This window comes from Roseateles aquatilis (assembly GCF_002205645.1).
Classification (GTDB): Bacteria; Pseudomonadota; Gammaproteobacteria; order Burkholderiales; family Burkholderiaceae_C; genus Roseateles; species Roseateles aquatilis.
On the sequence record NZ_NIOF01000008.1, the window covers coordinates 86,105 to 97,175 of the forward strand.

The window sequence follows — 11,071 nt, forward strand, 5'->3', positions numbered from 1 at the left end:
CCGGCCCATGACTGGAGACGAGGCGCTGCCGCCGGGCACACAGCAGATCGATGCAGGCGCGGCGCGGCGGCAACGCCGTCGGCTGGCCGCGTCCGATCAGCCGCCGTGGCTGCACGCGGAGGTCGCCAGCCGCATGCTGGACCGCCTGCCCGTGATCCGCCTGCAACCCCGCGCCGTGCTGCAAAGCCGCCCGTCCATCGGCGGCGGCGACGAGGGCCTGCGCGGGCATTACCCGCAGGCGACGCAGCTCTGGCTCGAACCCGACGACGACGTGCGCGCGATGCTGCAACAGCGCCTCAAGCGCGGCTGGATGCAGTCGATGGTGGACAGGCTGCGCGGCGGCGCGCCGACCGAGCTGATCGCCGAGCCGCCCGCCGCCGCGGCGCAGCTGCTGTGGTCCAACATGGAGCTGCATGCCGAGGCCGACAAGCCCGCGCTGGTGACGCGCTGGCACGCGGGCCTGGAGGTCGAGGGCTGCCTGATGTTCTCGTGCCTCGGTCCCGACAGCTTCATCGAGCTGCGGCCGATCTTCGCGCGCGAGGGCTGGGGTGCGCCCGCGCCGGACTGGGTCGACATGCATGACCTGGGCGACCTGCTGGTGCACGCGGGCTTCGCCGATCCGGTGATGGACCAGGAGCACCTGCGCCTGACCTGGGGCTCGCCCGCGGACCTGCTGCGCGACCTGCGCGCGCTCGGCGGCAACCTCGCGCCGGCACGCTTGCGCGGCATGCGCACGAAAGCATGGCGCGATCGGCTCATGAGCGCGCTGGAGGCGTTGCGCGGTCCCGACAGCCGGCTGTCGCTGAGCGTGGAGCTGGTCTACGGTCACGCGTTCAAGCCGCAGCCCCGGCTCAAGGTCGCGGCCACGACCGAGGTGTCGCTCGACCAGATGCGGGCCATGGTGCGCGGCGCGGGCAAACACTGACCCCCGTCGCGCGCGGGCTCGGCTAGGGCCTGGTTTCAGAGAGCGATTGGCGTGCATCGGGCGTTGTGCTCTGAGGGTAATCCTGGGCGGTTCGTCCCTCTGGGGCCCGTCATAGTGCGAGAGGGGGCTGGGCTAGAATCCGCGCCCGACTGGAGTACGTCTGCTGGCCCCGTAGGTTTCTGCCATCGCCGTGGCACGCAAGCCCGCACCGAGCGGGCTCAAGCGTGCATGCCGCCTGGTGGAGACCTGGGTGACGAGAGCTTGAGAAAAGACTGGATAAAGAGACGACCATGACGATTGACAACAGTTGTTTGCATCTGCTGGGGCGCCGATGGAGCCAGCTTGCGTTCGGCCTCGCGGCCACGCTGGCCAGCCGGGCGGCCCTCGCGGTGAACGACCTGCCGGGAGGCCCGGCCGTCAACCAGCTGAACCTGCAACCGCCGGTCACCAAGATCGCGCAGGAGCAGATGTGGCTGCACAACATGATGCTGGTCCTGTGCCTCGCGATCTTCATCGCGGTGTTCGGCGTCATGTTCTATTCCATCTTCAAGCACCGCAAGTCCAAGGGCGCGGTGTCGGCCAACTTTCACGAGAGCGTGAAGGTCGAGATCGCGTGGACCATCATCCCGTTCATCATCGTGATCCTGATGGCGCTGCCCGCGACCAAGGTCGTGGTGGCGATGAAGGACACCACCAACTCCGACATCACGATCAAGGCCACCGGCTATCAGTGGAAGTGGGGCTACGACTACCTCAAGGGCGAGGGTGAGGGCATCGGCTTCGTGTCGACGCTGGACGCCTCGCACCGCGCGCTGTCGGACTCCGGCCACCCGGGCCAGGTCGACAACTACCTGCTGAAGGTCGACAACCCGCTGGTGGTGCCGGTCAACAAGAAGATCCGCATCATCACGACGGCCGACGACGTCATCCACGCGTGGATGGTGCCGGCCTTCGGCGTCAAGCAGGACGCGATCCCGGGCTATGTGCGCGACACCTGGTTCAAGGCCGAGAAAGAGGGCGACTACTACGGCCAGTGCGCCGAGCTCTGCGGCAAGGAACACGCCTACATGCCGATCCACGTCAAGGTCCTGAACGCCAAGGACTACAGCGCCTGGGTCGACGGCGAGCAGAAGAAGATCGCCGCCAAGGCGGACGATCCGTCCAAGGTCTGGACCATGGACGACCTGATGGCGCGCGGCCAGAAGCTCTTCGACAGCAACTGCGCGGTCTGCCACAAGGCCGACGGCAAGGGCGCGGGCCAGTTCCCGGCGCTGGACGGCTCGGCCGTCGTGAAGGCCGACGACCACGCCCAGCAGCTCCACCTGGTGCTCAACGGCAAGGGCCAGATGCCGGCCTGGAAGGCCGTGCTGAAGGACAGCGAGATCGCCGCCGTCGTCACGTATACGAAGAACGCCTGGTCCAACAAGACCGGCCAGATCGTGCAGCCCGCGGAAGTCGTGGCCGAGCGCGCCAAGTAATCGCCAGCCAACGAGCCACGAGGAATTTCCATGAGCGTAGTGCTTGACCACACCCCGGGTCATGGCCACGGCCACGGCCATGACCATGACGACCACCACGACCACCATGCGCCGACCGGCTGGCGGCGTTGGGTGTTCGCGACCAACCACAAGGACATCGGCACGCTGTACCTGCTGTTCAGCTTCACCATGCTGATGGTGGGCGGCATCCTGGCGCTGTGCATCCGCGCCGAGCTGTTCCAGCCGGGCCTGCAGTTCTTCAATCCTGAACTGTTCAACCAGTTCACGACGATGCACGGCCTGATCATGGTGTTCGGCGCGATCATGCCGGCCTTCGTCGGCTTCGCGAACTGGATGATTCCGCTGCAGATCGGCGCGTCGGACATGGCCTTCGCGCGGATGAACAACTTCAGCTTCTGGCTGCTGATCCCGGCGGCGCTGATGCTGGTGGGCTCGTTCTTCATGCCTGGCGGCGCGCCCGCCGCGGGCTGGACGCTGTACGCGCCGCTGACGCTGCAGATGGGTCCGTCGATGGACGCCGGCATCTTCGCGATGCACATCATGGGCGCGTCGTCCATCATGGGCTCGATCAACATCATCGTGACCATCCTCAACATGCGCGCCCCCGGCATGACGCTGATGAAGATGCCGATGTTCGCGTGGACCTGGCTGATCACGGCCTACCTGCTGATCGCGGTGATGCCCGTGCTGGCCGGCGCGATCACGATGACGCTGACGGACCGCCACTTCGGCACCAGCTTCTTCACGCCCGCGGGCGGCGGCGACCCGGTGATGTACCAGCACATCTTCTGGTTCTTCGGCCACCCCGAGGTCTACATCATGATCCTGCCGGCGTTCGGCATCGTCAGCCAGATCGTCCCGGCCTTCGCCCGCAAGCGCCTGTTCGGTTACGCGTCGATGGTGTACGCGACGGCGTCGATCGCGATCCTGTCCTTCATCGTGTGGGCCCACCACATGTTCGCCACCGGCATGCCGGTGACGGGCCAGTTGTTCTTCATGTACGCGACGATGCTGATCGCGGTGCCTACGGGCGTGAAGATCTTCAACTGGCTGGCGACGATGTGGCGCGGCTCGATGACCTTCGAGACGCCCATGCTGTGGGCCATCGGCTTCATCTTCGTGTTCACGATGGGCGGCTTCACCGGCCTGATCTGCGCGATGGCGCCGATCGACATCCAGATCCAGGACACCTATTACGTCGTGGCCCACTTCCACTACGTGCTGGTGGCGGGCTCGCTGTACGCGCTGTTCGCCGGCGTCTACTACTGGGGTCCGAAGTGGACCGGCGTGATGTATTCGGAGACCCGCGGCAAGATCCACTTCTGGGGCTCGCTGATCTTCTTCAACGTCACGTTCTTCCCGATGCACTTCCTGGGCCTGGCCGGCATGCCGCGCCGTTATGCCGATTACCCGATGCAGTTCGCCGACTTCAACGCGCTGGCGTCCATCGGTGCGTTCGGCTTCGGGTTCATGCAGGTCTACTTCTTCCTGTTCGTGGCTGTGCCGATGATGCGCGGCAAGGGCGCCAAGGCGCCGCAGAAGCCGTGGGAGGCCGCCGAGGGCCTGGAGTGGGAAGTGCCGTCGCCGGCCCCGTTCCACACCTTCGAGACGCCGCCCAAGCTCGACGTGACGGCCACCCGGATCATCGGGTGAGCGGCATGGCGCAGACGCCCCGGCAACGCAAGAGCAACCTGCGGCTGGCGCTGGTCCTGACCAGCGTGGCCGCGGCGTTCGCGATCGGCTTCGTGGTGAAGATCGTGTGGCTGGGCGCCGCCTGACCGGCCCGGCCGGCGACCCGCACCGTCCATCGACCCGACATCGACCATGACCCCGTCCAAACTCCCCGCCTGGATCCGTCGCGAGAACCTGCGGATGACCGGCAAGCTGCTGGTGGTGGTGGGCGTGATGTCGTGCTTCGGTTACGCGCTGGTGCCGATGTACCGCGCGATCTGCACGGCGCTGGGCATCAACGTGCTGTCGCTGTCGGAGCGCCAGCATGCGGTGCGCGCCGAGGACGTGAAGAACACGCAGGTCGATCGCAGCCGCACGATCACGATCGAGTTCGACGCCAACGCGCGCGGTCCGTGGGACTTCAAGCCGGCCAAGCGCCACCTGGAGGTCCACCCGGGCGAGTTGACGACGGTGATGTACACGTTCCAGAACATCCAGACGCGGACCATGTCCGCGCAGGCGATCCCGAGCTACGCGCCCAAGCAGGCTACGCCCTACTTCAACAAGCTGGAGTGTTTCTGTTTCAACGAATACACGCTGAAGCCGGGCGAGCAGAAGGAGTGGCCGGTGGTGTTCGTCATCGATCCGAAGATCCCGAAGGACGTGAAGACCATCACCCTGTCGTACACCTTCTTCGAGGTGGCCGGCAAGGGCAAGGCGCAGGCGGCGGCGCCGGTGTTGCGGACGGATCTCGCGACCGTCCAGGCGGCCGGCGGCTGAGCGCGGCGACGACGATGACCGATCACCTGAAGCCGGGCGAGGACCTGAAGCTCGCGGCACAGCGCAAGGGCTCCTTCTGGGGCACGCTGCGGGCGGTGGCCTGGTCCTTCTTCGGCGTGCGCAAGGGATCGGAGTACGAGAAGGATGTATCGCAGCTCAATCCGCTGCACGTCATCGCGGCCGGCGTGATCGCCGCGGCGCTGTTCGTGCTGGGGTTGGTGCTGCTGGTCCGGTGGGTGGTGAGCAGCGGCGCGGCGCTTTCCTGAGCGACGCCCGGGCAGGCCCCGGACAGACGATGGGTTGGACCGATTTTCGAAGTTGAAGACGAGTTCAGAGACGAGTTCAGACCGAGTTCGAGGAGATACAGGCATGTCGGCAACGACGACTCATGGGCATACCCCCTACTACTTCGTGCCCGGCCCGTCCCGGCACCCGGCGATGGCCGCCTTCGGCCTGTTCTGGGTGATCCTGGGGGCGGGGCAGTGGATCAACGGCCACGGCTGGGGCGCCTACGCGCTGCTGTTCGGGCTGGTGTGGTGGGCCTTCATCCTGACGCAGTGGTTCGGCGAGGCGATCCGCGAGAGCGAGGGCGGCCTCTACAGCGACCGCATCGACGTGTCGTTCCGCTGGAGCATGGGCTGGTTCATCTTCTCGGAGGTGATGTTCTTCGCCGCGTTCTTCGGGGCGCTGTTCTGGTCCCGCGGCTACAGCATTCCGACGCTGGGCAGCCTGGACAACGCGCTGCTGTGGCCCGACTTCGCCGGCCTGTGGCCGAGCGTGTCGCCCGGCGCGACGGCCTCGCCGGCGGGCACGGTGGAGGCGTTCTCGACGATGGGCCCCTGGCCCATCCCCACGATCAACACGGCGCTGCTGCTGACCTCGGGCGTGACGCTGACGATCGCGCACCATGCGCTGATCGCCGGCCAGCGCGCCAAGACCATCGGCTTCATGTGGCTGACGGTGCTGCTGGGCATCACCTTCCTGGGCTTCCAGGGCTACGAGTACTTCCACGCGTACCACGAGCTGAACCTGAAGATGAACTCGGGCATCTTCGGCTCGACCTTCTTCCTGCTGACGGGCTTCCACGGCTTCCACGTGTTCGTGGGCATGCTGATGCTGCTGTTCATCACGCTGCGGCTGATGAAGGGCCACTTCACGTCGGAGCGCCACTTCGGCTTCGAGGGCGCGGCGTGGTACTGGCACTTCGTGGACGTGGTGTGGCTGGGCCTGTACGTGGTCGTCTACTGGCTCTGATCCGGCCGGTTCCGCACGCACGCCCCTGACGAAGCGCCGCATCGAGCGGCGCTTTGTTTTTACGGCGTCCGGTTTTGCGAACGCCGGTCCGGCGATGATCGCCGGGGCCCGCGTGGTGGAGACGTGCCGGGGGTCGGCGCCTACTTGCCCAGTGGCAGGCCCGTCGGGTGGATCCAGCCCATGTAGGCGCTGAACAGGATGAACAGGAACAGCGCGACCGACAGCGTGATCCGGACGGTCAGCGCGCGGGCCATGGTGGCCTTGCCCTTCTGCTTGCGCAGCATCAGCACGCCGGCGGCGGCGAGTGCGCCCAGAATGCCGATGAACGCGACGAGGACGATGATTTTCATGGCGATCGATTATTCCACCCGCCCCCGTGGCGGCCATCGGGCCCGGCCCGGAGGCGCGCATGGTTGAGGCGGGGAAGACGACGGCGTCCGGGCGCGCCGCGACGACAGGTCGCCGCCGCGGCCTGCTGCTGGTCGCGACGGTGGCCGGCGTGGCGATGACGGTGTCGCTCGCGCTGTGGCAACTGAGCCGGGCGGACCAGAAGCGGGCGCTGCAGCGGGCCATCGACGAGCGCGCCCTGCAACTCCCGGTGGCCGCCGCCGATTTGCCGCCCGCGGACCTGCCGCCGTCCGCGGCGCTGGAGCACCGGCGCGCGACACTTGTCGGTCGCTGGGACGTCGCGCACACGGTTTACCTCGACAACCGAGTGATGGACGGCCACACCGGCTTCTACGTGGTCACGCCGCTGAAGCTGGCGGGCCGCCACGACGCGATCCTGGTGCAGCGCGGCTGGGCTCCCCGCAACGCCGCGCAACGCGACGCGCTGCCGCCCGTGGCGACGCCGTCGGGCGATGTGCGCATCGACGGTCGACTGGCCGCCTCGCTGTCCCGGGCCTATGAACTGGGGCGGGAGGTGGGGACGCGGCCGATCCGGCAGAATGTCGACTTGGTCGCCTTCCAGGCCGAAACCGGGTTGCGCCTGCTTCCGCTGGTGCTGCTGCAAGGCGAGCCCGATCGCCTTGGCGGGTCGCAGGACACCACGGGTGTCGAGGGCCCCGCCGCTGCGGTCGGCGCGCTCCGCGCCACCGGCTCGAATTCGGGCGACGGTCTGCGGCGCCATTGGCCGCCACCGGCGGTCGACGTCCACAAGCATTACGGTTACGCCTTTCAATGGTTTGCGCTTGCGGCGCTGATTCTGGGTCTCTATGTCTGGTTCCAAGTCCTCGCCCCCTCTCGCGCTGGCCGAGCCGTCCGCGCCGATGAATGACTCGTCCACCCAACCCGAGGCGGCGCCCGCGCCGGTCGACACACCTTTGCCGCCGGACGGGCCGGTGACGATGGCGGTGCATTCGTTGCCGCTGCCGGAGCTCGATCCGCCGAAACGCTCGCGCTCGCGATGGACCTTGTGGCTGGTGCTGGCCGTGTGCGCCGCGCCGGTGATCGCGTCCTACTTCAGCTTCTACGTGCTGGACCTGCGCGGCCGCGCCTACAGCGACCTGATCACGCCGACGCGCGACATGCCGGCGGAGCTCGAGCTCACGACGCTGCAAGGCGCGCCGGTGCCCGCGAAGACGCTGCAAGGGCAGTGGCTCCTGACCTACGTGCCGGACCGGACCTGCGACTCCGGCTGCGAGCGGATGCTGTTCATGCAACGCCAGCTGCGCGAGATGCTGGGCAAGGACCGCGACAAGCTCGACAAGCTGGTGCTGGTGCCGGACGACGTCGCGCTGACGCCGGCGCAGATCGACGCGCTGACCGGTCACGGCGCGCCGGCCACGGTGCTGCGCGCGAAGCGCGAAGTGCTGGAGGGCTGGCTGATGGCCGCGCCCGGCCACCGGATGGGCGAGCACCTGTTCCTGGTCGACCCGATGGGGCGCTGGATGCTGCGGTCGCCGGCCACGCCGGAACCGACGGCGCTGAAGAAGGACCTGGAGCGCCTGATGCGCGCCAACGCCGGCTGGGACCGGCCAGGGCGCTGAGCGCCATGGGAAGGTCACGCGCATGAACGGGTTGGCATGAACGGACTGGCGACCGGCTTCGATTTCGAGCCGCTGCTGGAGCTGCTGGCGATGGCCGCGCTGCTCGGCGCGGGGCCGCTGCTGTGGTGGCATCTGCGGCAGCGCAGCGCCGGACCGGCGCAGCGGCTGCGGGCGCTCACGGTGTTGACGGTCTTCCTGACCTTCGACCTGATCCTGTTCGGCGCGTTCACGCGGCTGACGGATTCGGGCCTGGGCTGTCCGGACTGGCCGGGCTGCTACGGCAGCGCGTCGCCGGTCGGCGCGCGCGACGAGATCCACGCCGCGCAGACGGCCATGCCCACCGGTCCGGTGACGCACGGCAAGGCCTGGGTGGAGATGACGCACCGCTACCTGGCCGGGGCGGTGGGTTTCCTGATCCTGGTGCTGGCGATCCAGAGCTGGCGCCTGCGGCGCGCCGGGCATGCGCGCGGCGAGCCCATGCCGTCGCCGTGGTGGGCGACGCTGTCGCTGGTCTGGGTGCTGGTGCAGGGTTTCTTCGGCGCCTGGACGGTGACGATGAAGCTGTTCCCCGCCATCGTGACCGGGCACCTGTTGCTGGCGCTGGGCCTGCTGATGCTGCTGGCGTGGCAGGCCGAGTCCTACGCGCCCCGCCCGCTGCGCTGGCCGCCGGCCTTGCGCGCGGGCATGGCGGCCTTCACGCTGCTGGCGATCCTGCAGGTGGCGCTGGGCGGCTGGGTCAGCACGAACTACGCGGTGCTGGCCTGCCAGGACTTCCCGACCTGCCAGGGACAATGGCTGCCGCCGACCGACTTCGACCATGGCTTCACGCTGTGGCGCGAGCTCGGCCGGGGCGCGCACGGCGGCTACCTGCCGTTCGAGGCGCTGACGGCGATCCACCTGACCCATCGCGTCGGCGCGATGATCGTGTTTGCCGCGCTGCTGGCGATGGCGTTCGCGACGTGGCGCCACGGCGCGCATGATCCGGCCGGCGAGAGCCGCCGCTGGGCGCGGCGCTTGCTGGCTGTCGGCGCGTGGCAACTGGTTTCCGGCCTGTCCAACGTGGTGCTGGGCTGGCCGCTGGTGGCGGCCGTGGCCCACACGGGCGGCGCCGCGGCGCTGCTGCTGATATGTTCCATCGTGCTGGCGCGATTGCGCGCCGGCACCCTGACCGTGAGTTTGAAATGAGTTCCGCGACCCATGCCGCCATGCCCTCGCGCTGGTGGCAGTTCTACCAACTGACCAAGCCGAAGGTGGTGCAGCTGATTGTGTTCTGCGCGGTCATCGGCATGGCGTTGGCCATCCCCGGGCTGCCGCGCGGCGCCGAGTGGGGCACCTTGCTGGCGGCGACGGCCGGCATCTGGCTGGTCGCGGGCGCGGCGGCGGCGTTCAACTGCCTGATCGAGCAGCACATCGACGCCAAGATGAAGCGCACCGCGTGGCGGCCGACGGCGCGCGGCGAGCTCAGCCGCAACCAGACGCTGCTGTTCTCGGCGGTGCTGTGCGCGCTGGGCTCGGCCATCCTGTACGTGCTGGTGAACCCGCTGACGATGTGGCTGACCTTCGCCACCTTCGTCGGCTACGCCATCATCTACACCGTGGTGCTCAAGCCGCTGACGCCGCAGAACATCGTGATCGGCGGTGCGTCGGGCGCGATGCCGCCGGTGCTGGGCTGGGCGGCGATGCGCGGCGACCTGGGCGCCGAGGCTTGGCTGATGTGCCTGATCATCTTCCTGTGGACGCCGCCGCACTTCTGGGCGCTGGCGCTGTACCGCAGCGAGGACTACCGCAAGGCCGGGCTGCCGATGCTGCCGGTGACGCACGGCAACGAGTTCACGCGGCTGCAAATCTTCCTCTATACCTGGGTGCTGTTCGCGGCGACGCTGCTGCCCTTCCTCACCGGCATGAGCGGCTGGATCTACCTGGTCGCGGCGGTGGCGCTGGGCCTGAAGTTCTGCCATTACGCCTGGCTGCTGTGGCGCGACTATTCCGAGGCGCTGGCGCGCCGCACCTTCATGTTCTCGATCCTGCACCTGTCGCTGCTGTTCGGCGCGCTGCTGCTGGATCACTACGCGAGTCCCTGGTTGCCATGATCTCAAGACGCTCCCTCTGCCTCACCGCCCTCGGTGCCGCGACCCTGCTCGCGGGCTGCGACAAGCTCGGGTTCTCCTCGGCATCGAAACCCAGCTTCCAGGGCGTGGACCTGACCGGCGCCGCCTACGCGCGTGGCTTCAGCCTGCCGGACCAGTACGGGCGTACTCGCAGCCTGGACGACTTCAAGGGCAAGGTGGTGGTGGTCTTCTTCGGCTTCACCCAATGCCCGGACGTGTGCCCGACCACGCTGGCCGAGCTGGCTCAGGTCAAGAAGGCGCTGGGACCGGACGGCGACAAGGTGCAGGGCGTGTTCATCACGGTCGATCCGGAGCGGGACAAGCCGGAGCTGCTGAAGGCCTATCTGGAGAGCTTCGATCCCGGCTTCGTCGCGCTGCGTGGGTCGCCGGAGCAGCTGAAGGAAGTGGCCAAGGAGTTCAAGGTCTACTACGCGAAGGTGCCGGGGAAGACGCCCGACAGCTACACGATGGACCACACGGCAGCCAGCTTCCTGTTCGACCCGCAGGGGCGGGTGAGGGTGTTCTCGCGTTATGGCGCAGGGACGCAGGCGCTGATGGGGGATATCAAGGCGTTGTTGGCGGGGCAGTGACGGGGGCTCTTTCCCCGCCGGGATTCTCTATCGTCGGACCGAGCGCCGGCCTGCGGGAGCCCGGGGGGCCGCCCTCATAGGTTTCACAAAATCGGTCGGCCCCCCGGGCTCCCTCCGGCCTCCATCACCATCACCATCGCAAACGTGGACGTGGACGTGGACGTGGACGTGGACGTGGACGTGGACGTGGACGTGGACGTGGACGTGGACGTGGCCGTGGCCGTGGCCGTGGCCGTGGACGTGGACGTGGGTGACC

The 11,071-nt window shown here is 68.0% G+C and carries 13 protein-coding genes; 12 read left to right on the forward strand and 1 reads right to left on the reverse strand.

The features are described 5' to 3' along the window. Nucleotides 1-7: 7 nt before the first annotated feature. From CDN99_RS17800 to CDN99_RS17825, 7 genes are all read left to right on the forward strand, one after another. Complete coding sequence (locus CDN99_RS17800; RefSeq protein ID WP_238139581.1) at nucleotides 8-925, forward strand: biotin synthase; 918 nt, start codon at nucleotides 8-10, stop codon at nucleotides 923-925. A gap of 290 nt (nucleotides 926-1,215) precedes the next feature. After that, nucleotides 1,216-2,403 (forward strand): cytochrome c oxidase subunit II, encoded by a 1,188-nt coding sequence (gene coxB / locus CDN99_RS17805; RefSeq protein ID WP_088386229.1) that lies wholly within the window; start codon nucleotides 1,216-1,218, stop codon nucleotides 2,401-2,403. 30 nt (nucleotides 2,404-2,433) lie between these two features. Next, the gene (gene ctaD / locus CDN99_RS17810) at nucleotides 2,434-4,077 is read left to right on the forward strand and encodes a cytochrome c oxidase subunit I (protein ID WP_088386230.1); all 1,644 of its coding nucleotides are present in this window, start codon (nucleotides 2,434-2,436) and stop codon (nucleotides 4,075-4,077) included. Between the two features lie 5 nt (nucleotides 4,078-4,082). Next, nucleotides 4,083-4,202 carry a cytochrome oxidase small assembly protein gene (locus CDN99_RS29355; protein ID WP_238139582.1) on the forward strand — a complete coding sequence of 40 codons (120 nt, stop codon included), beginning with the start codon at nucleotides 4,083-4,085 and terminating at the stop codon, nucleotides 4,200-4,202. 46 nt (nucleotides 4,203-4,248) lie between these two features. Next, a complete protein-coding gene (locus tag CDN99_RS17815) occupies nucleotides 4,249-4,875 on the forward strand; it encodes a cytochrome c oxidase assembly protein (protein WP_088386231.1) in 627 nt (208 codons plus the stop codon). A gap of 14 nt (nucleotides 4,876-4,889) precedes the next feature. After that, nucleotides 4,890-5,141: a DUF2970 domain-containing protein gene (locus CDN99_RS17820; RefSeq protein WP_088386232.1), complete on the forward strand. Its 252-nt coding sequence runs from the start codon at nucleotides 4,890-4,892 to the stop codon at nucleotides 5,139-5,141. Between the two features lie 103 nt (nucleotides 5,142-5,244). Then, nucleotides 5,245-6,129: a cytochrome c oxidase subunit 3 gene (locus CDN99_RS17825; RefSeq protein ID WP_088386233.1), complete on the forward strand. Its 885-nt coding sequence runs from the start codon at nucleotides 5,245-5,247 to the stop codon at nucleotides 6,127-6,129. A 140-nt stretch (nucleotides 6,130-6,269) separates the two neighbouring features. On the opposite strand, the gene CDN99_RS17830 is transcribed toward CDN99_RS17825, so the two are convergent. Continuing rightward, entirely contained in the window at nucleotides 6,270-6,479 is a 210-nt protein-coding gene (locus tag CDN99_RS17830; protein WP_088386234.1) for a DUF2909 domain-containing protein, read from the reverse strand. Between the two features lie 26 nt (nucleotides 6,480-6,505). Between CDN99_RS17830 and CDN99_RS17835 the strand changes: the two genes are divergently transcribed. Genes CDN99_RS17835 through CDN99_RS17855 form a run of 5 tightly spaced genes read left to right on the forward strand, consistent with a single transcriptional unit; the run spans nucleotide 6,506 to nucleotide 10,815 of the window. Continuing rightward, complete coding sequence (locus CDN99_RS17835) at nucleotides 6,506-7,405, forward strand: SURF1 family protein (protein WP_238139583.1); 900 nt, start codon at nucleotides 6,506-6,508, stop codon at nucleotides 7,403-7,405. Beyond that, nucleotides 7,398-8,117: an SCO family protein gene (locus tag CDN99_RS17840; RefSeq protein WP_141100851.1), complete on the forward strand. Its 720-nt coding sequence runs from the start codon at nucleotides 7,398-7,400 to the stop codon at nucleotides 8,115-8,117. Before CDN99_RS17835 ends, CDN99_RS17840 begins: the two co-directional genes overlap by 8 nt. Before the next feature lie 36 nt (nucleotides 8,118-8,153). Next, the gene (locus CDN99_RS17845) at nucleotides 8,154-9,302 is read left to right on the forward strand and encodes a COX15/CtaA family protein (RefSeq protein ID WP_088386236.1); all 1,149 of its coding nucleotides are present in this window, start codon (nucleotides 8,154-8,156) and stop codon (nucleotides 9,300-9,302) included. Further along, the gene (gene cyoE, locus CDN99_RS17850; RefSeq protein WP_088386237.1) at nucleotides 9,299-10,207 is read left to right on the forward strand and encodes a heme o synthase; all 909 of its coding nucleotides are present in this window, start codon (nucleotides 9,299-9,301) and stop codon (nucleotides 10,205-10,207) included. The genes CDN99_RS17845 and cyoE overlap by 4 nt, the downstream gene beginning before the upstream one ends. Next, nucleotides 10,204-10,815 (forward strand): SCO family protein, encoded by a 612-nt coding sequence (locus tag CDN99_RS17855; protein WP_088386238.1) that lies wholly within the window; start codon nucleotides 10,204-10,206, stop codon nucleotides 10,813-10,815. The genes cyoE and CDN99_RS17855 overlap by 4 nt, the downstream gene beginning before the upstream one ends. The last annotated feature ends 256 nt before the right edge of the window (nucleotides 10,816-11,071 follow it).

Excerpts from the sequence above, each read along its gene's own strand:
- CDN99_RS17825 (WP_088386233.1), top strand. The coding sequence starts at position 5,245 with ATGTCGGCAACGACGACTCATGGGCATACCCCCTACTACTTCGTGCCC.
- ctaD (WP_088386230.1), top strand. The coding sequence starts at position 2,434 with ATGAGCGTAGTGCTTGACCACACCCCGGGTCATGGCCACGGCCACGGC.
- CDN99_RS17815 (WP_088386231.1), top strand. The coding sequence starts at position 4,249 with ATGACCCCGTCCAAACTCCCCGCCTGGATCCGTCGCGAGAACCTGCGG.
- coxB (WP_088386229.1), top strand. The coding sequence starts at position 1,216 with ATGACGATTGACAACAGTTGTTTGCATCTGCTGGGGCGCCGATGGAGC.
- CDN99_RS17830 (WP_088386234.1), bottom strand. The coding sequence starts at position 6,479 with ATGAAAATCATCGTCCTCGTCGCGTTCATCGGCATTCTGGGCGCACTC.
- CDN99_RS17845 (WP_088386236.1), top strand. The coding sequence starts at position 8,154 with ATGAACGGACTGGCGACCGGCTTCGATTTCGAGCCGCTGCTGGAGCTG.
- CDN99_RS17820 (WP_088386232.1), top strand. The coding sequence starts at position 4,890 with ATGACCGATCACCTGAAGCCGGGCGAGGACCTGAAGCTCGCGGCACAG.
- CDN99_RS17840 (WP_141100851.1), top strand. The coding sequence starts at position 7,398 with ATGAATGACTCGTCCACCCAACCCGAGGCGGCGCCCGCGCCGGTCGAC.
- CDN99_RS17800 (WP_238139581.1), top strand. The coding sequence starts at position 8 with ATGACTGGAGACGAGGCGCTGCCGCCGGGCACACAGCAGATCGATGCA.
- CDN99_RS17855 (WP_088386238.1), top strand. The coding sequence starts at position 10,204 with ATGATCTCAAGACGCTCCCTCTGCCTCACCGCCCTCGGTGCCGCGACC.
- cyoE (WP_088386237.1), top strand. The coding sequence starts at position 9,299 with ATGAGTTCCGCGACCCATGCCGCCATGCCCTCGCGCTGGTGGCAGTTC.
- CDN99_RS29355 (WP_238139582.1), top strand. The coding sequence starts at position 4,083 with ATGGCGCAGACGCCCCGGCAACGCAAGAGCAACCTGCGGCTGGCGCTG.